Source organism: Pseudomonas sp. ABa2, assembly GCF_056676075.1.
On the sequence record NZ_CM155239.1, the window covers coordinates 4,362,526 to 4,386,800 of the forward strand.

The 24,275-nt window shown below is 62.4% G+C and carries 21 protein-coding genes and 1 pseudogene; 4 read left to right on the forward strand and 18 right to left on the reverse strand.

The genetic code is table 11. The features are described from left to right. Nucleotides 1-66: 66 nt before the first annotated feature. From AC1G9C_RS21250 to AC1G9C_RS21260, 3 genes and pseudogenes are all read right to left on the reverse strand, one after another. Nucleotides 67-852: a site-specific integrase gene (locus AC1G9C_RS21250; RefSeq protein ID WP_397487499.1), complete on the reverse strand. Its 786-nt coding sequence runs from the start codon at nt 850-852 to the stop codon at nt 67-69. Nucleotides 853-970: 118 nt separating this feature from the next. Continuing rightward, nucleotides 971-1,078, reverse strand: a pseudogene (locus AC1G9C_RS21255) (Y-family DNA polymerase); the annotation flags it as partial. Next, a complete protein-coding gene (locus tag AC1G9C_RS21260; RefSeq protein WP_480408715.1) occupies nt 1,078-1,509 on the reverse strand; it encodes a LexA family protein in 432 nt (143 codons plus the stop codon). The pseudogene AC1G9C_RS21255 and the gene AC1G9C_RS21260, both read right to left, overlap by 1 nt. A gap of 81 nt (nt 1,510-1,590) precedes the next feature. Here AC1G9C_RS21260 and AC1G9C_RS21265 point away from each other — a divergent pair, with 81 nt between their 5' ends. Continuing rightward, on the forward strand, nt 1,591-2,016 hold the full coding sequence (locus tag AC1G9C_RS21265) for a hypothetical protein (protein WP_480408716.1): 426 nt from the start codon (nt 1,591-1,593) through the stop codon (nt 2,014-2,016). Here AC1G9C_RS21265 and AC1G9C_RS21270 read toward each other — a convergent pair. The 6 genes from AC1G9C_RS21270 to AC1G9C_RS21295 all read right to left on the reverse strand — a co-directional run bounded on the left by AC1G9C_RS21270 (nt 2,013) and on the right by AC1G9C_RS21295 (nt 6,364). Continuing rightward, nucleotides 2,013-2,510 (reverse strand): hypothetical protein, encoded by a 498-nt coding sequence (locus AC1G9C_RS21270; protein WP_480408717.1) that lies wholly within the window; start codon nt 2,508-2,510, stop codon nt 2,013-2,015. The genes AC1G9C_RS21265 and AC1G9C_RS21270 overlap by 4 nt on opposite strands. A gap of 494 nt (nt 2,511-3,004) precedes the next feature. After that, entirely contained in the window at nt 3,005-3,619 is a 615-nt protein-coding gene (locus tag AC1G9C_RS21275) for a DUF6088 family protein (protein WP_480408718.1), read from the reverse strand. A 2-nt stretch (nt 3,620-3,621) separates the two neighbouring features. Further along, nucleotides 3,622-3,885: a BPSL0761 family protein gene (locus AC1G9C_RS21280; protein ID WP_480408719.1), complete on the reverse strand. Its 264-nt coding sequence runs from the start codon at nt 3,883-3,885 to the stop codon at nt 3,622-3,624. Nucleotides 3,886-3,983: 98 nt separating this feature from the next. Then, nucleotides 3,984-4,286 carry a hypothetical protein gene (locus AC1G9C_RS21285; RefSeq protein WP_480408720.1) on the reverse strand — a complete coding sequence of 101 codons (303 nt, stop codon included), beginning with the start codon at nt 4,284-4,286 and terminating at the stop codon, nt 3,984-3,986. A gap of 90 nt (nt 4,287-4,376) precedes the next feature. Then, on the reverse strand, nt 4,377-5,777 hold the full coding sequence (locus tag AC1G9C_RS21290) for a DEAD/DEAH box helicase (protein WP_480408721.1): 1,401 nt from the start codon (nt 5,775-5,777) through the stop codon (nt 4,377-4,379). Further along, nucleotides 5,774-6,364: a hypothetical protein gene (locus tag AC1G9C_RS21295; RefSeq protein WP_055985793.1), complete on the reverse strand. Its 591-nt coding sequence runs from the start codon at nt 6,362-6,364 to the stop codon at nt 5,774-5,776. Before AC1G9C_RS21295 ends, AC1G9C_RS21290 begins: the two co-directional genes overlap by 4 nt. 102 nt (nt 6,365-6,466) lie before the next feature. Here AC1G9C_RS21295 and AC1G9C_RS21300 point away from each other — a divergent pair, with 102 nt between their 5' ends. Continuing rightward, nucleotides 6,467-6,688: a helix-turn-helix domain-containing protein gene (locus tag AC1G9C_RS21300; RefSeq protein WP_023109449.1), complete on the forward strand. Its 222-nt coding sequence runs from the start codon at nt 6,467-6,469 to the stop codon at nt 6,686-6,688. 30 nt (nt 6,689-6,718) lie between these two features. On the opposite strand, the gene AC1G9C_RS21305 is transcribed toward AC1G9C_RS21300, so the two are convergent. From AC1G9C_RS21305 to AC1G9C_RS21325, 5 genes are read right to left on the reverse strand one after another with little or no spacing between them, the layout of a single operon-like run. Then, a complete protein-coding gene (locus AC1G9C_RS21305) occupies nt 6,719-9,907 on the reverse strand; it encodes a type I restriction endonuclease subunit R (protein WP_480408722.1) in 3,189 nt (1,062 codons plus the stop codon). Then, nucleotides 9,908-10,876 (reverse strand): restriction endonuclease subunit S, encoded by a 969-nt coding sequence (locus AC1G9C_RS21310; protein ID WP_480408723.1) that lies wholly within the window; start codon nt 10,874-10,876, stop codon nt 9,908-9,910. A gap of 36 nt (nt 10,877-10,912) precedes the next feature. Continuing rightward, entirely contained in the window at nt 10,913-11,941 is a 1,029-nt protein-coding gene (locus tag AC1G9C_RS21315) for an IS30-like element ISPsp7 family transposase (RefSeq protein WP_033959121.1), read from the reverse strand. A 24-nt stretch (nt 11,942-11,965) separates the two neighbouring features. Continuing rightward, entirely contained in the window at nt 11,966-12,367 is a 402-nt protein-coding gene (locus AC1G9C_RS21320; RefSeq protein ID WP_480408724.1) for a restriction endonuclease subunit S, read from the reverse strand. 35 nt (nt 12,368-12,402) lie between these two features. After that, the gene (locus AC1G9C_RS21325) at nt 12,403-14,385 is read right to left on the reverse strand and encodes a type I restriction-modification system subunit M (RefSeq protein ID WP_480408725.1); all 1,983 of its coding nucleotides are present in this window, start codon (nt 14,383-14,385) and stop codon (nt 12,403-12,405) included. Between the two features lie 861 nt (nt 14,386-15,246). Between AC1G9C_RS21325 and AC1G9C_RS21330 the strand changes: the two genes are divergently transcribed. Beyond that, complete coding sequence (locus AC1G9C_RS21330; RefSeq protein WP_480408726.1) at nt 15,247-19,473, forward strand: sensor domain-containing protein; 4,227 nt, start codon at nt 15,247-15,249, stop codon at nt 19,471-19,473. A 127-nt stretch (nt 19,474-19,600) separates the two neighbouring features. Here the strand turns inward: AC1G9C_RS21330 and AC1G9C_RS21335 are convergent, their stop codons facing one another. The 3 genes from AC1G9C_RS21335 to mpl are packed head-to-tail and all read right to left on the reverse strand — an operon-like array spanning nt 19,601 to nt 21,875. Further along, entirely contained in the window at nt 19,601-19,897 is a 297-nt protein-coding gene (locus AC1G9C_RS21335; RefSeq protein ID WP_021445125.1) for a YceK/YidQ family lipoprotein, read from the reverse strand. Beyond that, entirely contained in the window at nt 19,890-20,519 is a 630-nt protein-coding gene (gene ubiX, locus AC1G9C_RS21340; RefSeq protein WP_397495969.1) for a flavin prenyltransferase UbiX, read from the reverse strand. Before ubiX ends, AC1G9C_RS21335 begins: the two co-directional genes overlap by 8 nt. Continuing rightward, complete coding sequence (mpl, locus tag AC1G9C_RS21345; protein WP_480408727.1) at nt 20,520-21,875, reverse strand: UDP-N-acetylmuramate:L-alanyl-gamma-D-glutamyl-meso-diaminopimelate ligase; 1,356 nt, start codon at nt 21,873-21,875, stop codon at nt 20,520-20,522. Between the two features lie 242 nt (nt 21,876-22,117). Between mpl and AC1G9C_RS21350 the strand changes: the two genes are divergently transcribed. Next, entirely contained in the window at nt 22,118-22,573 is a 456-nt protein-coding gene (locus AC1G9C_RS21350; RefSeq protein WP_021445133.1) for a GNAT family N-acetyltransferase, read from the forward strand. A 6-nt stretch (nt 22,574-22,579) separates the two neighbouring features. Here AC1G9C_RS21350 and AC1G9C_RS21355 read toward each other — a convergent pair whose 3' ends face one another. After that, entirely contained in the window at nt 22,580-24,172 is a 1,593-nt protein-coding gene (locus AC1G9C_RS21355) for a serine/threonine-protein kinase (RefSeq protein ID WP_480408728.1), read from the reverse strand. Between the last annotated feature and the right edge of the window lie 103 nt (nt 24,173-24,275).

The following is a 24,275-nucleotide window of genomic DNA, read 5'->3' on the forward strand; positions in this document are numbered from 1 at the left end:
AGGTCTTCTGTCTGGAGCGTCCGGAGGATCGTTGCGCAGTTGGCTTATTGGTCAAAGTCGGCACCTTCAAGTTCGCGTTGGGTCACTGTCGCGAGCGTCCAAAGGAGACAGGCCAAGGCTGCTGATTACGTCGAATGCGACCTGCATATCACGTTTTGCCCGTTGCCTTACAGCCGGCCCGGCATCGTCGATTTCCATCAGCTCCAGCTGATGCGAGTAGATCCCCTGCCACGTGGTGGCAAAGGTCTCGTCAATCACAGAGTGTTTGCAGCCAGGACAACGGGTTGCCTCATACAAACCAGCCCCACCACAGCCCCGTTCTGTCGCGATGCACCAGCCATGACCAGTCGCTCGAATGTTTGCATGGGGGGCTGTCTGGGCCAGCAAGGCACTCCGATCTTTGATCGGAATGGCACGTAGCTCCATGATCCTCTCACCCGCCCCTCCAGCAAGTGGCTGATCATCCAACCACGACTCGATGAGATCGATCTTGAATTCCGTCATCTGTTGGAGGATTTCATCGAACAGGGTGAGATCCTGTAGGGGGTTGGAGGCATAGAGCTGAGTCATGCTCATACTGCTGTGTTTGAACTGCCACTTGAGGAAGACGAGCGAGGTACGCCCCATGCGAGACTCAACGAAGCACCGGGCATAGGTGCGACGGCACTGGTGAGTCCGCAATGGCCAATCACTTCCAGCCGCTTTTGCGACGCGCTTGAAGGCTTCATTGGAACCTGCGGCGCTGAGCACTTCGATGTGTCCAACACGTTCGGCTTTGTTGCCGTACCCATTCAAGCAGAGGAACAGTCTCTTCGAGTCCTTTCTGGCTTTCTCCAATCGAAGCAGCCTCATTTCACAGCCTTAAACACCATCCAGATGACTCCCCTTCAGAGGCTGGAATGTAATTTCTCAGGCTTCTATCAAGGTGGTGCGGACTGTAATTCATTTACTAACGGAAGCAATCCCTCAGATCGTTGTTGCTCAGTACCACCATCGGCACCGTGCGCAGGTCGGGGCGGAACAGCCGCTCGCAACTCACGTAGAAGTTGTTGCAGTCCACCAGGGCATAGGTCGGCATCAGCACCCCGGCAGCTTGTGAATGCAGCGCGTCACCACGCCGAACACCTCCAGGTCCTCGCCGTCGCGCAGGCGAATGTCCGGGTAGGCCTTGTTCGCCGCGCGTAGCACCGGCGTGCCGTGTTCATAGGCCAGCTGCTTGCAGGTGAACTCCCCGTTCACCACCGCCACCACCACCATGCCCGCGCGCGGCGTGATCGAGCGGTCCACCACCAGGATGTCGCCGCCGAAAATCCCCAGGCCGGTCATACTGTCCCCCACCACCCGCAGGAAGAACGTAGCCGCCGGGTGCACCACGCACAGCTCGTCCAGCGAGAGACTGGCCTCGATATGGTCCTCAGCGGGGGAAGGAAAGCCGGCGGCAACGCGGCTCAGGAACAACGGCAGCCGCAGACCTGGCCGCAACGGGCGGCCGATCACTGTCAGGGCCATGGATAACCTCACGAATACTGTATGTTAATACAGTATTATCAAACCCCAACCTTGGCAACGACAACAGGCGGGAGGCACCCCATGTGCGGTGGCGTCGAAGTGGCCGGGCGCTACACCCAAACCGGCCAGCAACTGCGAATCTACTTCCCCAACCCACGCGCCGCCCTGCCCGTGCGCCAGGCCGACGGTGCAGTGGCCTGGGTCGCCTGGGGCCGCCGTAAGGAGCAACCCGGCCACCTGCCCGCCACCGGCTGGGCCCGAACCGACTCCATCACCGCCGGCAAATGGGCGCGCTACCACCCGCAGCCAGTGCAGGTGCTGGCCGAACGCTTTATGGAGAAAGACGCATCAGGTGCCTCGCACTGGTTCGACCTGGAGCCAGGCCAGGCCATCGAGGCGCTGCTGATCGAGCACGGGGAAGAACGGCGGGTCTACGTGGTCACCACCACCCCGCCGCAGGGTATGCCAGCGGTGCACGACCGCTGGCCGAGCCTGGTAACGGCCTAGAGCGGGTCGCCTTCCAGCACCGCAGCGCTGGCGTCGAACTGACAGTCGTCACCGTTCGGCAGTAGCTCCAGGGTGGCGGCGCCATCCGGTAGGGAAACCACCAGGCTGCGCATCACGCATTGCGTACTGGGCATCAACGCGGTGGCACGCAGCATCTGTTCCGTCCACTCCACCACCTCGTAGCTGTACACCTGGGCTTCCAGGTCTTCGCCCTGGTCATGCTGCAGGATCGAGGCATAGGCCTCCTGGCATGTGCTGCTGCCGCGGTTGCAACGAATCTCCACCGCATTCACTCCGGGCGGCTCGTAGCCGGCCACCGTATTCCAGGCACCCCACAACATCAGGTCATCGCCTTGCTGCTCAATAGTAAGCGGCGGGCGAACAACGGCATGGGGCTTTTCCAGGGGCGCGGGGTTGGCCATCCACAGGGCCACATAACCGGCCACCAGGGCGGAAGCGAGGGAGACGGAGAGGTAGCGAAGGATCATGGGCATGGTCGAACTCCTTTCGAGGGGGCCGGCTGTCCTAGCTGGCTATCCATATTGAATGCGGCAACTGACTTTAGGCTAGGCCCAGCATTATTTCACGCAGGTAATTCAAATCGCGATCGTGGCCGTCAGGCCCCGCCACGGAACGGGCAGCAGGAACCGGTAATAAACGTCCAGATACACTTTTGTGTAGTGAGTTCAGTCAGAACAGAGTGCTGGTTTGAGAAAGCTACGAGCGGCGACAGTCGCCCCAAACCAGCCAAGCGTGACAGGCAACAAGCGGCCCAGGCTGTGTAAAAACTTCAGCTGAAATTCAACGTGCGCGTTACTAGGCGAAATCCCTGAAGCTTGGCCGGGCTGGAGTGCTCAGAATTCGTTAGGAAACGCCGATGTTGATCATCAAATGATCAGTGCTCGGTGCTCAAAATATCTGTCGCCAGCCGCTTATGATCATTGGTTCTTACAGCCCCTACCCTGCAGTTCGCAATGCAGCGATTTCGCTATTGCGCTTCCAATGCCGTTCGCATCCATTTCGGCAGTTTGCAGGCCAGCAATTTGACTAAGTCTTCAGGTCTGAGTCCTTTCTTGATCGCTGTAATGCATTCCGGAGTTGAGCCGCCTTTACCGAGATAAAACAATGCACTGATAGCGGCACCCACCTCAGTTCCGGCATGTTGCATGACCATCGGTGCCGCGTGTATCAGCCGGATTTCAGCTTTCCCTATGAATACTGAACGGCTGGCTCCGTTGGTGTAATAGATTGGGATGAGCGGCATCTGGGTGCTGAGCCCAAACTTCCTGATTGCATTGGCGCCATGGATTTGAAGAGACAAGCGCTTCTGCCTGGTAATCAGGCTAAGCAATTTCCAGGGATTGGGACGAGCCCTGGCAACGTAAAGTCCGGGTTTAGGGCGCATATAAATCCCGAGATACACCCGTTCGAGCTCGCCTCGGTTGACCAGTCGGGCTATTGCTTTGGATACGGCGTTTTTCGTTCCAAACCCTGTTAAACGGCTAATGCTGAACGGCTGCCCTTTAGGTAGGCGCTTGACTCGTTGCGCAATCCGGGCGGATACCGACTGGGCTTGATCAGTGCTGAGCATCGTGGCGTTCACGCCTATAGCGTGAAGTTTAACGACGAACTGAAAAGCGGCTGATGGAACGCAATCACCCTTCGCCGATATTCATCATCTTGAGCGTTGTTTACCAGGCACTCTTCGAGGCGCCCCAGCGAGAAAACTTGATCGGCAGACGGGTAGTGTCTGAGCAGGCTTTTCGCATAGCTGCGAATGTCATCAGGTAGTTCGGTGTTACGAGAGAGGTCGCGGAGAAAAGCTTCGGTCTTGACGACACTCCGGGTTCTTTCATGCGGAAGGGTCAAAGTGGCTACCTCCTTATTCAGTTAGGGCAAGCCGCGCGCTTACCCCTCATTTGCACGCGATTCGACGTGGTGCGGCTGATGGATTTTCAATCCTACGATCAGCTCTTTCCCCAGTAGTTGTCTTTGCTGACCAGACCAAAATCTTCGGAAGCAAATGGCTGATCATCATCGAACATACCATTGACCATGCGCTCCCGACGCAACCCACTCAGCACGCTGAAAAAGCAGGGCTCGCAGAGATGCACCTGGTAGTGCTCGCCGTCATGCTGCGAGCCATATCCCCAATGGGCTTCAAGCTTGCCGTGTTGGAGGCCATAGCCGGGAATACGTGTGCCAGAGCGGCACACGTCGCAGATCACATCCTCAACGACATCGACCAATGCCTGCGACTTAATCTCCATACGCACCTCTCGACTACGTTCCAGGCAGCAACGGCCGGCTATGGATTCATCCACACCGGTATCGTGTGATCAGCTTCGACTGGGTGAGCATCAAAAACAAGCCAGTAGCTGCTGCCGGTAATGCTGGGAAAAGCTGACCTGGTAAGCGGGCTCAATTGCAAAGCCACCCAGCGAAATAATGTTCGTAGCCTGCGACCCAGTACCAGGTTCTGTACTACCCAACCCTGCATCTCCGATACTTTCTGCATGCTCCAAAGCCCCCACCGGGTCTGGCCGGGAGCCTGGGGTTAAACCTGCCATATGAGCATCGCTTAAAACAGCCAGATCATCCGGTAAGTCATCCGCAATTCGCTCCGCAAAGCCTTGAAGCGTTGGCTCCGCCAACATGAATAGCCATGCCTGGTCGTCGGACTCACCTGTGCGCCGCAGCACTCGCCCCAGCACTTGCCGGTAATGCAGTTCGGTGCGGATACGGCTGAGGTAGCAGCACACTTGTAGGCGCGGGATGTCGGTACCTTCGCTGATCATTCCGACGGCCACAATCCAGCGGCAGGCGCTGCTCCGGAATGCATTGATCACCTGCTGCGCATCCGGGGTTTTGTTCGTCACGATGCGGCACTCTTCACCCATGGCTTCCAGTGCGAGTGCAACTTGCTGGGCGTGTTCGATGTCTGTGGCCACCACCAAACCAGCAGCATCAGGTTTGATCTGGCGTAGCTCGCTCAGTTTGCTGCAGCCAAGGTCTAGGATTGGATTGATCACCTCATCATGGCGCAGCAGTTCCTCATAGGTGACAGGTGACTCCCCTAAAAGCTTGGCGATGCTGGGAAACAGCCTAACGGAGCTATCCGCACCCAATTCTTCCGTGAGTTTCACCTTCTGATTGTCGAGCAGAACAATGCGAGGGGATCGGCACACGCCGTCGGCAATGGCGTCTTTCAAGCCATAACGGTAGTCACAGATCAAATGCCCCTCGGGCGAAGAGTAACGAGCCAATGCGATGGCCTTATCGTCCGAACGCCAGGGCGTGCCAGACAGGGCCAACGTGAAGGCAGCCCGATCCTGTATCCGATGCAGTATCTGCTGCCCCCAGGCATTGCTGAGCAGCGGATCGTGGCCGGCGCAATGATGGATCTCGTCGAAAACCACGAGCACACGGTAGTCATCAAGAAGCTGCCAGAATCCCTCATCACGGTATTCCATAGCCTGATAGGTATAAGCCGCGCCCACGGCACCTATCTGGCCGTCGAGACGCCTGCCTAGCACAGCCGCAAAGGTCGAACGAAAACCCTCCACGACCTGGCAGGACGGCGCAAAGCACAGCACCAAATCGATTCTGTCCTGCTCAAGCAGTCGGCTGGCCAGTTCTGCAGCCATGCGCGTCTTTCCGGCTCCCGGCGTTGCCTGGCAGAAGAAGTGCGGCGTGACGGTAAAGTGCTCCAACGCCCGAGTGATGCAGCTGTTCTGCCAGCTCCGTAGCGAGCGGCTCATCGTGGCGCAGCTAGCGTTTTGAGGGTCTTTTCGATGGCGCGCAGATGCCCCAAGAGGCGAGAACTGCGATCCCTGGCTTCCAGGTAATCGCCTTCAAGCTTGTCCCGTAAATGCGGCATTTCTTCCAGAAGCAGTTTGAATCGCTCTGCCTCGCCCATTGAAGTGAGAAAGTCCAAGCGGATTTCCTTGTGGAGCGCTTCCAACTGCAAATCCGTATTGGCTGACGACTCAAGCGGCAAAGCTTCCGCATCGCGTACCGCTGTGCCTGGCTCGGGCATTCCGGCGGCCATCAGGCTGTTCTCAAAACCGTTGTCTATCAGTTCGAGTTGCAGATGTGTCGGAATCGGCTGCAGGTGGTAAACCTGCCCTCGAACACGGCGGTCCTCGTCCGGTGAAACCCAGCCCGCGCGCACTAATCGGCGAATCTGCTCATACACATAGCGGCGCACATCGGCGATACGGAATTGTGTGCCACTCAAGCGAGCGGCATAGGCATCGCGCAGTTCGCGGGTCGTAAACGATGTACGCCCTGGCTCCTGAAGCAGCTCATACAGACGCCTGTCGAAGATAAACGAGGCCGATTTCATTGAGGGCACCAGAAGAAATAGCGCGAAAATGCGGATTATAATCCGTGGCCTATACGTCCGCAAACGCACGATATTGCCGCCTCAAGTTGAATTGAGACGGTCATGGATAAGTTGGCGAAGGCGTTAGGGGAACGCATCCGAATGCAGAGGAAGGCCTGCCGGATTTCCCAGGATGCACTGGCGCTGGCGTGCAGTCTCGACCGCAGCTATGTAGGTCGCATCGAGCGTGGCGAGGTCAACATCACCGTCGAGAAGCTCTACCGCATCGCAGGCGAACTCGCCTGCGAACCTTCAAGCCTTCTGCCAAAGCCATCTGAAATCTAACTAGAGCAAGTAATACCAGGCTCAAGAAGGTCAGACAGCAGCGCCGCTGTTACCTTGCCCCAAACCTCCAGCCCCCGTCAGCATCTTCAAGATCACCAACGCAAACGCACGGCTCTTGGTCTCGTTATCCAGAACTTCCAACGACAGCTTCTCGTGGTCGGTCATCGCATCCAGCACGGTGTCCAGCACCCTCTTGGGGAACAGGCCGTGCATCACCTGTTCGACCGAGTGGTTGTTCACCTGAGCCATCACATCTTCCTGGCGGCTGATGCGATTGGCGATGCCGGTGAGGAATTGCAGCTGATCCTCATCGCTCACCTCGGCACCGAAGATATCGTTGAGCGCCTCGATAATTTCCGATAGCCGCTTCTTCTCCGGGTCATGGGGCTTGCCGCTGCCCAACCCCGTGGCCGGATCAAGGCCGTAGTCGCCTTGCTCCTCGCTCAAGCGCAGCTGGTGCTCGGCGCGCTTGGTCAGGCGGTAGTGGGTCAGTTGCAGTTCGCCCACGTCCACGTCTTCCTGATCGAGGCGATCCACACGCAGCAGCGGGTGCAGGTGCTTGGCGTACACGCACAGCTGCTCCAGCTCGCGATCCTCATAGGGAATGATCTGCGAGAGGAACTCGTACAGGCGCACAAAGCTCTGCAGGTTCTTGCGGAACAGGTCGAGCTGATCCACCTGCTCGCCGGCTTCCTTGACGGCCGCCTCGGCCTTTTTCAGGCCGGCGCTGTCGCCGTTCTGCTCGGCGGTACGCTTGAACTCCAGCGCGTGCTGGCGTGACTCCTGGGCCAGCTTGTAGCGCTTGGCAAAGCGCTCCTTGGCCGGCGCGCAGTAGTAACTGAGCTTGCTGGCAGCCGCCTTGGGGTCGAAGAAGGCCAGCGCGAACGCCGTTACTTCCTCCCAGTGGTAAATGCCCTCGGCATCCAGCTTCTTCTGCAGGTCATAGATGAGCTGCGGGTCGGTCACGTCGGTCAGCTCGGCCTTGGTGTAGTACGGCAGGAAGGCGTCGAGAATGTCCTTAGGGTCGTTGAAGAAGTCGAGGATGAAGGTCGGCTTGCTGTCGCCAAAGGTGCGGTTCAGGCGCGACAGGGTTTGCACGCAGTCCACGCCCTGCAGCTTCTTGTCCACATACATGGCGCACAGCTTGGGCTGATCGAAGCCGGTCTGGTACTTGTTGGCGGCGATCATCACGTTGAAGTCCTGAGTGTCGAAGGCTTCCGCCAGATCACGTCCGTTCAGGCCGGGGTTGAGCAGGCTGCTGCTTTCCGTCACTTCTTCGGGGATCACCTCATCCGGCAGCACGCTGCCGGAAAAGGCCACCAGCGGATGCACATCGGTGTAGCCCATCTGCTTCACATAAGCCTGCACCGCCAGCTGGTAGCGCACCGCCTCCTGCCGGCTGCTGGTGACCACCATGGCCTTGGCCTGGCCGCCCAGCAGGTGGCGGATATTGGCGCGGAAGTGCTCGACGATCACCTCCACCTTCTGGTTGATGTTGTACGGATGCAGGCGCACCCAGCGCGCCAGCTTCATGCGTGCCTTTTTCGAGTCCACTTCCTCGTCTTCGCCGTCCGGGTGGGCGATCTTCCAGGCGGTGCTGTAGGTGGTGTAGTTCTGCAGCACATCGAGGATGAAACCTTCCTCGATGGCCTGGCGCATGGAGTACAGGTGGAACGCCTCGGGCTTGTTGTCGGCGCTCGCCGGCAGCGCCGGATTGGCCGGGCGACCGAACAGCTCCAGGGTCTTGGCCTTGGGCGTGGCGGTAAAGGCGTAGTAGCTGATGCGCTCGTTGGGCGCGCGGGCAGCCACGGCGGCATCCAGCAGCTCTTCGGCGCTGACCTCTTCAGCATCCGGCGCATCGCTGCCGAGAATCTGCTTGAGCTTGCTGGCCGATGAGCCGGTCTGCGAAGAATGGGCCTCGTCGGCGATCACCGCATAGCGCCCGCTGGCCAGCTTGGGATACTTGTCCAGCGCATCGAACAGCGCCGGAAAGGTCTGGATGGTAACGATGATGATGCGCGTTTGCTCGGCCAGCGCCTCGGCCAGTTGCTCGGACTTGCTCTGGCTGCCGATATCGCGGGTGATGCACTTGACCACGCCCTGGGCGTGCTCGAACTGGTAGATGGTGTCCTGCAGCTGCTTGTCCAGCACGGTGCGGTCGGTAATCACGATCACCGAGTTGAACAGGCGCTGGCCCTCGGCATCGTAGAGCGAGGCCAGTTGATGCGCCGTCCAGGCAATCGAGTTGGACTTGCCGGAACCAGCGCTGTGCTGGATCAGGTAACGCTTGCCCGGCCCCTCACTGCGGGTGGTTTCGATCAGTTTGTTCACCACTTCCCACTGGTGGTAGCGCGGGAAAATCAGGGTCTCCTTGGTGATGCGGTTGCCGTCGGCATCTTCCTTCACGCTCTTCTGCAGGTGCAGGAAGCGGCCCAGCACCTTGAGCCAGGCATCCGGCTGGAACAGGCGCTGCCACAGGTAGCCGGTGGCGTATTGGCTGTCATCCGGCGCAGGCGGGTTGCCGGCACCGCCGTCGAGGCTGCCGAGGTTGAACGGCAGAAAGAAGGTCTCCTTGCCGGCCAGTTGGGTGGTCATCGCCACCTCATCCTGGCTTACGGCAAAGTGCACCAGGGCGCCGCGCTTGAAGGTCAGCAGCGGCTCGGGTTTGCGCGTCAGCGGGTCTTTTACCGGGCGGTCATAGCGGTACTGGCGCTTGGCGTTTTCCACGCTCTGCTTGAACTCGCTTTTCAGCTCCAGCGTGGCAACGGGGATGCCGTTAACGAACAGCACCAGATCCAGACGCGGGTTGTATTCTCCTTCGCGGAAGTGAGGGGAATACGAAACCTCCGGCACCACGCGCAGGCGGTTGCACTGGTAGCGCTTGAGGGTGTCCGGGTTCATGCCGTGGTCGGGCTTGAAGCTGCATGCCTCGATCTTCACCCCCGGCAGCTTGAAGCCATGGCGCAGCACGTCCAGGGTGCCGTCCTGCTCCAGCTCGCGCACCAGCTTCTGCACCAGCACATCTTCCGGCTTGTTCGGGTTGGCCTTGGCGAACTTATCCCAACGCTCCGGCCAGGCCTCTTTGAAGTAGCCGAGAAAGTCCTCGGTATACAGCGCCGTGCGCCGGTCATAGCCGCTAGCCGGGCCGGTCAGCCAGCCCTGCGCGACCATGGCGGTGATGATGTCCTGCTGGAATTGCGCTTCCTTGCTGTCCGCCATTTAGTCGGCCTCTGCTACTTCTAATTTTGGGGCTTGGGTGCTGGCCGGGGGCTGCCAGTCGCGTACATCGATTTTGCCGGTAACGGCGGCGGAGATAAGGGCGGAGCGGCGCTCCTGGAGTAGCAGGATTACTTGCTCAGTTTCAAAGACAAGCGTGTCGCTCTTGGCAGTCTCTCGTTGTATGTACGAGATGATTTCATCTTGTTCTTTCAGCGACGGGGCAAGGCACTCAATCATTCCCAACTTACTCGCTTTGATACCGAGAGCTGTGGAACCTGTTGCCAGAGTTTCCAATCGTGCCTGACAGACCGTGCTCATAAACCAGTACATTAGGTAGTGATTCTTCATCACATGCGGCTCGCCTCGGAACTTCACAATTCGCTGTGCGAGCGCTATGTCTGTTCGGTCAATCAAGGCAACCTGACCGAGAGGCGCCTCCATAGTAAATAGCAAGTCCCCTATCTCTGGTCGGCCTCTCGCCAATAATGACTCAGCAGACGCGGGGTCAACATATTCCTGAGATGCCTCATAGTCGATACGACCATTGCGAATGTTTCTCGCAGTGACCAGGAAAACACCTTCGTCAACTTTTGTCGGTGTCCTTCCCCGATAATCCACAACAGGGCCAATAAACCGTGTCAGACCGCCGACATCCCAATGCGCCGGCACCTCGCCCAGCCACTCCACCCCGGAGTTTTTCATCGGCACCGTCGGGTCGAGGCCTTTGGTGACGGCGTGGGAGATCACGGCCTGACGCTTTTCCTTGAGCAGTTCGATCAGGCGCTGCTGCTCTTCGATCAGCGCGTCGATGCGGGCGGTTTCGTGGTCGAGGAAAAGAGCGATTTGGAGCTGCTCTACGAGAGGCGGCAGAGCATAAGGTAAATTCTCGAATGTCTCTTGGTAAAGATGGACAATGGTGCTTCCAGTCTTGTTTATCCCAACAAAGTCAAAAAACGCAGAAGACTGCAAAAGCCAAGGCGGTTGCAGGAGCTGAGTGCAACACGGTTATTGAATTGAAGCCGGAGCATCATGCCGCATTGCCATGGCATTTTGCATGACCTCTCCCATCACCTCGATGGGGCATTTGAAGTCGAAGCGCTTGCGCGGTCGCATGTTCAGTTGCAGCGCAATGGCGTCCAGCTCCTCCTGGCTATGTACCGACAGGTCTGTGCCCTTGGGCAAGTACTGGCGAATCAGGCCGTTGATGTTTTCGTTGCTGCCGCGCTGCCAGGGGCTGTGCGGGTCGCAGAAGTAGATCGCCACGCCGGTTCTTTGGGTGATCTCGGCGTGTCGCGCCATCTCCCGGCCCTGGTCGTAAGTCATGCTCTTGCGCATCTCCAGCGGCATGCTATTGAGCGCGGCGCTGAAGCCTTCCAGCGCCGAAGTCGCCGTCGCGTCGTTCATCTTCACCAACATCAGGTAGCCACTGGTGCGTTCCACCAGCGTACCGACGGACGAGGCGTTGGCCTTACCCTTGATGAGGTCGCCTTCCCAATGCCCCGGCATCAGCCTGTCTTCAATCTCCGGCGGGCGCACATGAATACTGACCATCTCGGGGATCTGGCCGCGCCGATCCACGCCACCAGAGCGCGGCCGGCGCGTCGTCTTGCCTTGGCGCAGACAGATGATCAGCTCCTTACGCAGCTCACCCACTGGCAGGGCATAGATCGCGTTGTAGATCGTCTCGCGACAGACGTAGGCATCTCGCAGGTTGGGTATGTTCATGCTGCGCAGCTTGCCGGCAATCTGCTCGGGAGACAAACGCTCACGCAGCATATGGGTCACCAGTTCGAAGCGCTCGCTACCCGGCAACAGTTTTCGCATCGGTCGACAAACCTGGCGGCGGGCCTGCATTTGCTGCTGGGCCAGGCGGGCCGAGTAGCCACCGCAAGCACCTCGGTTACGGCGCAGCTCACGGCTGATGGTCGAAGGGGATCGGTTGATCAAGCAGGCAATCCTGCGCAGGCTGAAGCCTTGGGTACGACCGATTTGAATGGTGGCGCGCTCTTCAACGCTGAGTTCGGTATAAGACATAGGGGCAGCACCGTACCGGAAAGGTCAGGTGTTGCACTCAGTTTTTGCCGCCGCCCAAAAGTAAAACTTTGTTGAGTATTTTTCATGTAATGGCCGGACAACGAATATCCCACTATTTAGTGTCGCCTTACCGGGAAGATTTTCAACAAGGATCAGCTTTCCGATAGTTCCATCCTTGGTGATAAGCAGATCATTTTCTTTTAGCTGAATATACTCATCCTGTTCAAAGCGCTCATCCGTACAGTGATAGCAGTTACTCCAGTCCACAGTTTTGTTCTTAAAGTCACTGCCAGTCACAAGATAAGGCCCTTCATCTGTGAACTCGTCAGACTTAAGGCCGTGCCAGCCAACGCGCGCTTTCACATAAGAATCGAATTTAACCCTTGATACGCCCCAACCAACTGGAACATCACCAAGCCATTCCACTCCAGAGTCCTTGTAATCCGGATAACAGGGAAACGTCATGCCGACAGCCCCTCAATCATCTGTTTGATGCGGTCGGTGCAGGCTTTCAGGTCACGGTCGATGGCTTCCAGCGGGCGCGGTGGCTGGAACACATAGAAGTGGCGGTTGAAGGGAATCTCGAAACCGACCACACCGACCTCACCGTCCTGCGCATCCGTCTTGCTCTCGTCGATCCAGGCATCCGGCACATGGGGTTTTACTTCGCGCTCGAAGTAGTCGTACACCGACTCGCCCAGCGGCACATTCTCGTTGTCGCGCAGGCCGGCGTCGGCTTCTGGCTGACCTTTGGTCATGCAGATATCCGCCTCGGGGTCGCGCTCGCTTAAGCCGCTGAGAATGGCCTTCAGCTCGGGCGTGCTGGGCGATACATCGTGGGCGCTGAGCGCCTTCTTCAGCAGCTTGCTGAACTGCTCGCGGTTGCGATGTAGCAGGCTGGCATCCATGGCCTGCAGGGCGCTGATCAGGCGCTGACGTACCGGGGCATCCAGCTTCTCGATGGCCTTTTCTTCTAGCACCTTATCGATGCGCTCGGGGCTGGTCTGGAAGTTCAGGCGCAGCGGGCGCTCGACGGTAATGCGTCGGTAGCCGAAGGCCCTGACGGGGAAGATCTTGCTCTGCGCGGTTTGCTCGAAGCGGCCATACAGGCGCACCAACTCGTCGATCTGCTCCTCGGTGATGTACTGGCGCTTGCTGCCGAGGGACTTGCGCATCTTGGCGAAGTACTGGCTGCCGTCGATCAGTTGTACCTTGCCCTGGCGCACGGCGGCCTTGTGGTTGCTCAGCACCCACACATAGGTGGCGATGCCGGTGTTGTAGAACATGTCAGTGGGCAGGGCGATGATGGCTTCGACCAGATCGTTCTGCAGCAGGTAGCGGCGAATCTCCGACTCGCCCGAACCGGCGCCACCGGTAAACAGTGGCGAGCCGTTGAGAATGATGCCGATACGCGAGCCACCGTCGCGCGGGTCACGCATCTTGCTGACCAGATGCAGCAGAAACAGCAGCGAGCCATCGGAGACACGCGGTAGGCCCGGGCCAAAACGGCCGTTGAAACCCTTCTCGCTGTGCTCGTCGGTGATCTGCTTCTGCACCTTCTTCCACTCCACACCGAACGGCGGGTTACTGAGCATGAAGTCGAAGCGGTGCTCGGGGCCAGCCAGTTGGTCGTTGGACAGGGTGTTGCCCAGCTTGATGCTGGTCACGTCCTGGCCCTTGATCAGCATGTCTGCCTTGCAGATGGCATAGGACTCGGGGTTGAGCTCTTGGCCGTGCAGCGACACTGTAACCTGCTGGCTGATGGACTGGATGTACTCGTCACCCTCGGAGAGGAAGCCGCCGGTGCCGGCAGTCGGGTCGTAGATGGTGACAATGCTGTTGGGCTTGAGCTTGTCGTCCTGCCCGGTGATCACCAGCGAGGTGGTCAGGTGCACGATATCGCGCGGGGTGAAGTGCTCCCCGGCGGTTTCGTTGGAGCTTTCCGCGAACTTGCGGATCAGCTCTTCGAAGATGATGCCCATGCCGAAGTTGCTGATGCGCTCGGGGCTCAGGTCGGTGGCAGCAAAGCGCTGTACCACCTGATACAGCAGGTTGGCGGCGGAAAGCTGCTGCACGAAATCCTCGAAGTGGAAGTGCTCGAAGATCTCGCGGGCGTCCTTGCTGAAGGACTGCACATAGCTCATCAGGTCGGCGGCGGTCTGGGTATCGGACAGCGTGCCGAGGGTCAGCTTGGAGGCATTGAAGAACTGCTGCCCAGCCGCGCGCAGCAACAGCCGCTCACGCACCAGATCAGGCCGGCCTTCCTGCGCATAGGACTCACGGATCACCGCTTCCTTAGTCGGCTCCAGCACACATTCCATCCGCCGCAGCAGGGTGAACGGCAGGATGATGCGACCGTACTGCGACTGCTTGAAGTCACCGCGCAGCAGGTCGGCAATCGACCAGAGAAAGGCGGCCGTCTGGGAATGGTTTTCCGTGTTCACGCTACTGCTCCTAGAAAGGCATGCAAAGGCGTGAGTCTAACCTAGACGTCAGTGATCACTTCACCTGCACCGCTAGAATTTTCTCAATGGCATCGAGGGCTTGGAGATACCCTGAGCAGTAATGAGCCTCTTCTATAAAAAGAACTTTATTTGCTGCCTTAATAACAGCAAATCGGCTGGCGAAAACTGACAAGAAGCGACCACAGGAACGCACACAAAAAGTTAAGTTTTGAAGCCTAAATTTGACCCAAAATCAGCAAAAGCTAACTAAAAGCTCTGCAATGACACAGAATCGAGGAGATAAGCATAGCTGTGCAGGCTGGAAAGCCAGTGATGACGGGGGCTCGACTGCAGATCACAAAACGTGACTAAAACCTAATAGGGCAGATAGAAGTACTGAGCCATGGAGAACCTGACTGGTGAGAATGGGGTGAAAACGGCGCGTCGTGGCGCGCAGTGCAGAGACCTTAGCCCCTGCCGGGGCGCACGCCAAGTGCCGAACGGATGGCTGGCCATGCGCGCGCGGCGCAAAGCTACCGGAATGCGCGAGGCAGGGCAAACCTACGCTCGTCGGCTCAGCTGGCACTTGGCCACATTTGCAGGCATGCTAGCTGGCTCGCGCGAGCGCAGGCCTGCTCGCGCGCCCGACACTCCGCAGTAGCTGCAGGTTCAGAACCTGTTCAAAGTCTGCTGCGCGTCGGCACTGCTGCGTTAAAAACAGGCTCGGAATGCTCATTTACAGCTCGTAAAGTCGCCCGCGACTCCGACCGTCCCTCGCCTGCTTTGGCCAGCCGGAGGCTGTTAGTAACGTAGCGCCTTGCATTGCTCTAGCTCGCGAGACTTTTGAACAGGTTCTAAGACGTGTCGACCCCCTCATCACCACCCTCGTCGCCTCAGGGAGAGTCGCACGCACCGCGCCGCCGCGAATCGCTCAAGCGCGCCCTGGTGGTGCTGGTGCTGGCCATGCTCGGGCTGCTGGCCTGGCAGCTGCTGCAGGAATACCGCCAGTTGCTGGACAACCAGCGGCAGTTGAGCCGCAGCTACAGCGAGCAACTGGCCAAGCACCTGGGCCTGAACATGCGCCTCAAGGCCCAGGCCGGCCAGGCCATGCTGCAGAGCAGCGAACCCCGTAGCGTCAGCGCGGACGGGCTGACCGCGCAGCTCAAGCCGCTGCGCGGCATCTTCCCGACCCTGGCCAGCCTGGCCTGGCTCGACGGTCATGGCCAACTGCTGGCCGACAGCGCCGGCGAGACCGCCGACCTGAGCTTCATCCGCAACCTGCAGCAACGCAGCGGCGGCGCGCCCTACCACTTCGCCTTCAGCGCCCACGACGGCGGCGCGCTGTACCTGCTGCTGCGCCAGCCCGACGGCAGCGCGCGGGTGCTGCGCATGAGCGTGCGTGCGCTGCGCGGCTGGCTGCGCGAGCAGCACCAGAGCGAACACGCCTGGCTGCTCGAGGACCTGCAGAGCCGGCGGGTGATCGCCCGTGCCGACGCCCTGCAACAGGGCAGCCTAGTCGCCCCGGTCACCGCCGAGGAGCAGGCGCAGAGCCTGCAGCTGATCCCCCTGGACGGCAGCGACTGGCAGCTGCGCGCGCTGTTCGACGCCGATCGCGCCGGCAGTCAGCTGATGCCGGCCCTGGCCGGCAAGTTTCTGCTGTTCACCCTGTGCAGCCTGCTCACCCTGCTCGCCCTGTACGGCCTGCAGCGCGAACAGCGCAGCCTGCAGCGGCTCAATGCCGAATCGCGGCGCTCGCTGCGCCAGGCCGCCAGCGCCCTCGGCGCGGTGGAGGAACGCATCCTGGTGACCCAGGCCGACGGCAAGCTGCGCTACCTCAATCCCCAGGCCGAGGCGCTGTTCGGCCAGAGCAGCCAGGCGGTGTGGGATCGCCACCTGCTGGAGCTGCTGCCCGACCTCGATCCGCTGCTGCTCAACAGCCCGCAACAGACCAGCGACCTGGGCCCGGAGCTGGTGCGGGTGGTGCAGCAGGGCCGCGCGCGCCTGTTCGCCGTGACCCGCAGTGACATCAGCGAGGGCGGCCGCCAGGCCGGTTACGTCTGGGTGCTGCGTGACGTCACCGACGAGCAGCAGGCGATGCGCGTGCTGCAGGAAACCCGGCGACGCTACCAGGACATCTTCGAAGGCACCGGCGTGGCCCTGTGCGTGCTCGACCTGGCCGGCCTGCGCAGCTTCCTCCTGCAACACAAGCTGCGCGACAGCGCGAGCCTGGACCGCTGGCTGCAGGCCGACGCCGGGCACCAGCGGCAGCTGCTGCAACAGCTGCGCATCACCGAGGCCAATCAGGTGGCGCTCAACCTGCTCGGGGTCAGGTCCACCGAGCAGGCCTGGCAGCAGCTGATCGACTGCGGCCCGCTGCAGCCGGACGACCTGCGCTACAAGCTGGCGGTGGCCGTACTGGAGGGCCCCAACCTGGTCGAGCTGGAGACCCAGCTGGTCACCGCCCAGGGCCTGCAACGCCATGTCTGGCTGGTGCTGCGTCTGCCGGAGATGATCCAGGACTACCAGGCGGTGACCCTGAGCATCGGCGACATCACCAGCCGCAAACGCATCGAGCTGTCGCTGATCGAGCGCGAGCGCTTCTGGTCCGAGGTGGTGCGCTCGGTGCCCGACCTGCTCTACGTGCACGACATGCAGAACAAGCAGGTGCTGTTCAGCAACCACAGCCTCGGCCTGCAGCTGGGCTACAGCGTCGGCGAACTCAAGGCGATGGCCGGGGAATTCTGGGAGCAGGTGCTGCACCCGGACGACAGCGATTACTACTGGCGCATCCGCAACCTGCAGAAGGTCATCGGCGACGGCCTGCTGCTCGAATCGGTGCTGCGCTGGCGCCACCGCGACGGCCAGTGGCGCTGGTTCAGCATCCGCGAACAGGCCCTGGCGCGCGATCCGCGCGGCCGGGTCAGCCGCCTGATCGGCGTGGCCAAGGACATCACCGAACAGATCGAGCGCAACCAGTCGCTGCGCGACAGCGAGCAGCGCTACCGCCTGCTGGCCGAAAGCATCAGCGACGTGATCTTCTCCACCGACGACAGCCTGGCGCTGAACTACGTCAGCCCCTCGGTGGAGCCTGTGCTGGGCTACTCGGTAGACTGGGTGATGGCCAACAGCTTCTCCAGCCTGGCGGCCAATCCCCAGCAATTGAACGGCCTCAATCTGCTGCTCGAACGCATCCGCGATGCCCTCGGCGACCGCCCCCGCCTCGACCGCCTGCGCGAGGAGCTGCCGGACCAGCTGTTCGTCTTCGACTGCCTGCGTGCCGACGACCACAAGATCCCGGTGGAACTGCGCCTGGTGCTGATGTGGGACGAGAACGGCCGCTTCGAGGGCATCCTCGGCGTCGGCCGCGACATCAGCCAGCAGCGCCGTGCGGAGAAGGACCTGCGCATGGCCGCCACGGTGTTCGAGCACTCCACCGCGGCGATTCTGGTCACCGACCCGGCCGGCTACATCGTCCAGGTCAACAAGGCCTTCAGCCGGGTCAGCGGCTACTCCGCCGGCCAGGTGCTCGACCAGTTGCCCGGCATGCTCACCGCCGACCGCCAGCAGGCGGCGCACCTGCAGTACATCCTCGGCCAGCTCAACCAGCGCGGCAGCTGGGAGGGCGAAGTGTGGCTCAAGCGCAAGGGCGGCGAGAACTTCCCGGCCTGGGTCGGCATCACCGCGGTGCACGACGAGGAAGGCGACCTGGTCAGCTACGTGTGCTTCTTCAGCGACATCAGCGAACGCAAGGCCAGCGAGCAGCGCATCCATCGCCTGGCCTACTACGACGCCCTCACCCACCTGCCCAACCGCACCCTGTTCCAGGACCGCCTGCACAGCGCCCTGCAGCATGCCGAGCGGCACGACGAGTGGGTGGTGCTGATGTTCCTCGACCTCGACCGCTTCAAGCCGATCAACGACTCGCTCGGCCACGCCGCCGGCGACCGCATGCTCAAGGACGTGGCCATCCGCCTGTCGGCCTGCGTCGACGGCGACGACACTGTGGCGCGCATGGGCGGCGACGAATTCACCCTGCTGCTGCAGCCGCGCGCCACCCGCGAGGGCGCACTGAACCGGGCGATCCACGTCGCCGAGCAGATCCTCTCCAGCCTGGCGCGGCCCTTCGTCCTCGAGGGCCGCGAGTTCTTCGTCACCGCCAGCATCGGCATCGCCCTGGCGCCGCAGGACGGCGAGGAGCTGAGCCAGCTGATGAAGAACGCCGACACCGCCATGTACCACGCCAAGGAGCGCGGCAAGAACAACTTCCAGTTCTACCAGGCGGACATGAACGCCAGCGCCCTGGAGCGCCTGGAACTGGAGAGCGACCTGCGCCACGCCCAGGAACAGGGCCAGTTCGTCCTGCACTACCAGCCGCAGTTCTCCGGCGACGGCCGGCGCCTGACCGGGGTCGAGGCGCTGCTGCGCTGGAACCATCCGCGCCGCGGCCTGGTGCCGCCGGACGAGTTCATTCCGGTGCTGGAAGAACTCGGCCTGGTGGTGCAGGTCGGCGACTGGGTGCTGGACGAGGCCTGCCGCCAGCTCAAGGCCTGGCACGAGGAGAAGATCCGCATCCCGAAGATCTCGGTCAACCTGTCCGCCCGCCAGTTCGCCGAGGGCGACCTGCACACCCGCATCGCCGCCATCCTCGCCGGCAGCGGCATCCCGCCGGCCTGCCTGGAGCTGGAGCTGACCGAGAGCATCCTGATGCGCGACGTGGCCAGCGCCATGCAGACCCTGGCCGACCTCAAGCGCCTCGGCCTGTGCATCGCGGTGGACGACTTCGGTACCGGCTACAGCTCGCTCAACTACCTCAAGCAGTTCCCCATCGACGTGCTGAAGATCGACCGCAGCTTCGTCGACGGCCTGCCCGAGGGCGAGCAGGACGCGCAGATCGCCCGCGCCATCATCGCCATGGCCCACAGCCTGAACCTGGCGGTGATCGCCGAGGGCGTGGAAACCCAGGCGCAGCTCGACTTCCTGCGCATGCACGAGTGCGACGAAGTGCAGGGCTACCTGCTCGGCCGACCGATGCGGGCGCAGCAGTTCAGCGCCCAGTTCGGCAATACGGCGCTGTTTATCCTGAGCTAAACGCAACCCTGGGATGGGTTAGCCGCCAAGGAGGTATGGGCCAGGAGCGCATGTTCTGCGCGGCGCCCCATCGCGGCGCCTGGCAGCTGTGTCGTATCAGGACAAATGCACCCGCCGCTAACCCAACCTACAGCCCGCCGCTGACGCCCAGGCTGATCCCCAGCGCGGTGGCCAGGGAGAACGGCAGCAGCAGGGTATCGAGCAGCGCGCTGGCCGGCAGGTCCAGCCCCGGGTAACGCGGCGCCTCTGCGCCGAAGCGGTCCAGCGGGCAGCAACCCCCATTGATGGCATACCAGTCCAGCCGCGTGCCGGCATAGACCACCGGCGCATCGACCTTGGCCGCATCCAGGGTGCGCACCGTGGCGCAGCCGGTCAGGCTCAGCAACGCCAGGGCGAAGACGCTCAGGCGCAGGGCGCTAGTCATCCGACACCAGGTGATGCTCGCCCCAGCGCGGCAGCATGTCCTGGGGTATGCCCAGACAGTTGAGGATGCGCGCGACGACGAAGTCCACCAGATCGTCGAGGGTCTGCGGCTGGTGATAGAAACCGGGCGAGGCCGGCAATATGGTCACGCCCAGGTTCGACAGCTTGAGCATGTTCTCCAGGTGGATGCTCGAATACGGCGCCTCGCGCGGCACCAGGATCAGCTGGCGGCGCTCCTTCAAGGCCACGTCGGCGGCGCGCTCGATCAGATTATTGCAGGCGCCGCTGGCGATGGCCGACAGGGTGCCGGTGCTGCACGGCACCACCACCATGGCGGTCGGCGCACCGGAGCCGGAGGCCGCCGGCGCCAGCCAGTCCTCCTTGCCGTAGACGCGGATCTGCCCCGGCGCGGCGCCGGTGTATTCGGTGAGGAACTGGGCCATGGCCTGCGGCTTGGCCGGCAGCGCCACATCGGTCTCGGTGGCCATCACCAGCTGCGCGGCCTTGGAGATCAGAAAGTGCACCTCACGCTCCTCCTGCACCAGGCAGTCGAGCAGGCGCAGGCCGTATTGCGCGCCGGAGGCGCCGGTCATCGCCAGGGTGATGCGTTCGGGGCCTGACATCTATCCCTCCAGGGCCTTGGCCAGTTTGCCGTGCAGGCCGCCGAAGCCGCCGTTGCTCATGATCACCACCTGGGTGCCGGGGCGCACCAATGCTTTGACACCGTCGATGATCGACTCCAGCGAGTCGCATACGCGGGTCGGGTTACGCGCCTGCGCCACGCTGGCGGCCAGATCCCAGCCCAGGTTCGGCGGCGCGTACCAGAACACCGCGTCGGCCTGCTCGGCGGACTCGGCCAGGCCGTCGCGATGGGCGCCGAGCTTCATCGAGTTGGAGCGCGGCTCGATCACCGCGATCACCTGGGTCTCGTCCCCCACGCGCTTGCGCAGGCCGTCGAGGGTGGTGGCGATGGCGGTCGGGTGGTGGGCGAAGTCGTCGAAGACGGTCACGCCACCCACTTCGGCGACTTTCTCCATGCGCCGCTTGGCGTTGACGAACCGGCCCAGCGCCTCGATACCCAGCGCCGGCACCACGCCGACGTGACGTGCCGCGGCCAATACAGCCAGGGCATTGGCGACGTTGTGCTGGCCGGTCAGGTTCCACTGGACCGTGCCTTCGACCTTGCCATCGAAGCTCACCTCGAAGCGCGAACCGTCGGCGGCGAGCAGGCGCGCCTGCCACTGGCCGCCTTCGCCTGTGGTCTGCACCGGCGTCCAGCAGCCCATCTCGATCACCCGCGCCAGCGCGCTTTCGCCGGCCGGATAGATCACCAGCCCCTCGCCGGGAATGGTTCGCACCAGATGATGGAACTGTCGTTCGATGGCCGCCAGATCGGGGAAGATATCCGCGTGATCGTATTCCAGGTTATTGAGGATGGCGGTGCGCGGGCGGTAGTGGACGAACTTGCTGCGCTTGTCGAAGAAGGCGCTGTCGTACTCGTCGGCCTCGACCACGAAGAAGGGCGTGCCGCCCAGGCGCGCGGAGATGCCGAAGTTCTGCGGCACGCCGCCGATCAAAAAGCCCGGGCTCATGCCGGCATGCTCCAGCACCCAGGCCAGCATGCTGGAACTGCTGGTCTTGCCGTGGGTGCCGGCCACCGCCAGCACCCAGCGTCCCTGCAGCACGTGATCGGCCAGCCACTGCGGGCCGGAGACGTAGGGCAGGCCCTGGTTCAGCACATATTCCACCGCCGGATTGCCGCGGCTCATGGCATTGCCCACCACCACCAGATCGGGCGCCGGCTGCAGGTGCGCCGGATCGTACCCCTGCATCAATTCGATGCCCTGGGCTTCGAGTTGGGTGCTCATGGGCGGGTAGACGTTGGCGTCGGAGCCGGTGACGCGGTGGCCGAGTTCCTTGGCCAGAACGGCCAGCGAGCCCATAAAGGTGCCGCAGATGCCGAGAATATGGATATGCATGAATGCCCTCTGGAGATGGCCACACCGGGCCTGGACGCGATGGCGGCAGGTTAGCACAGCGCCCGCCAGGCGACTGCTGCGCCCTGTTCAGACCGAGGCGCGAAGACCAAGTTGCTCCGCAGCGAAAAATCAAACGCTTGCTTGGATTGCGCTTTCAACTGGCTTTGAGGCAGCATCGCCTGGCCTGCTGGCACAACAGCTGCATCGTCACTCCAGTCCAATCACAGAAGTCGAGGCCCGCCATGCGCATCGTCCAAGCCACCCTGGAGCACCTGGACCTGCTGACCCCGCTGTTCGTCAAATACCGCGAGTTCTACAACGAACTGCCCTTCCCCGAGTCGTCGCGCAAGTTCCTCGAAAAACGCCTGCGCCGCAAGGAATCGGTGATCTACCTGGCGCTGGCCGACGACGAGGACAAGCTGCTCGGCTTCTGCCAGCTCTACCCCAGCTACTCCTCGCTGTCGCTCAAGCGCGTGTGGATTCTCAACGACATCTATGTCGCCGAGGACGCCCGCCGCCAACTGGTGGCCGACCGCCTGCTGCAGACCGCGAAGAAGATGGCCAAGGACACCAACGCCGTGCGCATGCGCGTGGCCACCAGCCGCGACAACGAGGTGGCGCAGAAGGTCTACGAGTCCATCGGTTTCGTCGAGGACGAGCAGTTCAAGAACTACGTGCTGCCGATCAACGCCGACTGAGCCACCTCAGCCCAGGCTGAGCAGCAGACCCAGCAGCAGCGGCAGGGCAAACAGCCCCAGCAACGCCAGGCGCGCCGGGCGCAGCGGCGGACGCGAACGCCGCGCGCTGCGGCGGCGCTCGAGTGGCTGCTGCAACGCCTGCTGCAACTCCGACAGCGCCTCGAAGCGCGCCTGCGGCTGCGGCGCCAGGGCGCGCGCCAGCACACCATCCCAGCCCGGCGGAATGCGCGCGGAGAAATGCGCCAGCGGCACGTAGCAATGGCCGGGGCCGACCTCGCTGCGCGCCACCTCCGGCCATTGCCCGCACAGCAGCCAGTAGGCCAGCGCCGCCAGCGCCAGTTGATCGGCGCGGCCATCCACCGCCCGCCCAGCGCGCAGTTCCGGCGCCAGCGGCACCGCCTGTGCCGGCAGCGGCTGGCGCGCCACGCCCGGCAGGATGGCGGCGTGTTCCGCCAGCAACAGCACCCGCCCGTCGTCGCCGAACAGGATCTGCCTGGGGTTCAGCCACAGCCCCTGCATGCCACGGCGCTGCAGCGCGCGCACGGCGCCGATCAGTTGCGTCAGCAGGGTCATCAGGGTCTGCGCATCCGGCGCGCCATGAGCCGCCGCCCAATCCACCAGGCTGCGCATGCCGGGCGGCGGCGCGGCCAGCGCCAGGTAGGCATGGCTGCGCGCGCGCAGCGGCGACAGCACCTGCGCCAGGGCGCGCTGCGGGCTGCGGCGCAGGGCCCATTCGCGCTGCCAGAAAGCCTCGTCGGCGTCGCGCTCGGCGAACCACAGCAGCGCCTCGCGCCCGGCCTCGTCGCGAGCCAGGAACAACCGGCCCGGCGGGCCGTAGGGGCAGCCGCGCAGCAGCGTCCAACCGTCGACCTGCAGGCAGGGTGCGACATCGACCAGCGCCGTACGCTGCGGCGTCGCCGGCGTCGGCGGCAAGCCGCCACCGGCCCCCGGACAGAGCAGCACCGCCGCCCCCGGCGCCTGCAGCAGCGGTCGCAGTGCCTGACCCAGGCCCGCGCCGTCGAGCGTCCCGACGCCCTGGCACAGCGGCTGCAGGTCGCCGACCGCGAGTAGCGGCTGCGGTGCCAGCAGCAACAGCTCGTCCGTGCGCAGCGTCAGGCCGTGCTGCACCAGCGCCAGCTCGGCCTGAGCGCCCAGGGCCATGCCGTCGCGGCCGACCAGCGTCTGCACGCCGGCGCCGTGCACTCGCGCCAGGCCGATGCTGCCGGCCTGGAGGAACTGCAACGCGTCGCCCTGCACCAGCAGCAGTCCGGCATACAGCTCGGCGATGCCCTCCCCGGCCTGACGCCGGCGAAACAGCTGCAGGTTGAGCGCCGCCAGCACCTGGCGCGCGGCCTGGGTCTCGCTCCAGCCCTCCGGCGTGCAGCGGTAGTCGGCGAACAGGGCATCGAGATGCTGCTCCAGGCTTTGCACCACATCGGGGCAATGGCGCGCCCAAAGCAGCGCCACCAGCAGCAGCGGCGGCCGCCCCTGGCGTCCGGCCAGCCACATGGCCCGAGCCCGCGCCGCCTGCTGCGGCAAGTCCAGCCCGGCGCCGAGGGCCAGGCTGAGCGTGGGGTGTTCGAGCAGTTGCAGCGTCATGGCCGGCCCTCCTGCGCAAGCAGCATCCTGCCCGGTCGTTGCAGGCTTTATGCCGACTTGTGGCAGGCGCCCGCGCCGCTTAAGGTGGCCGCATCTTTCCTGC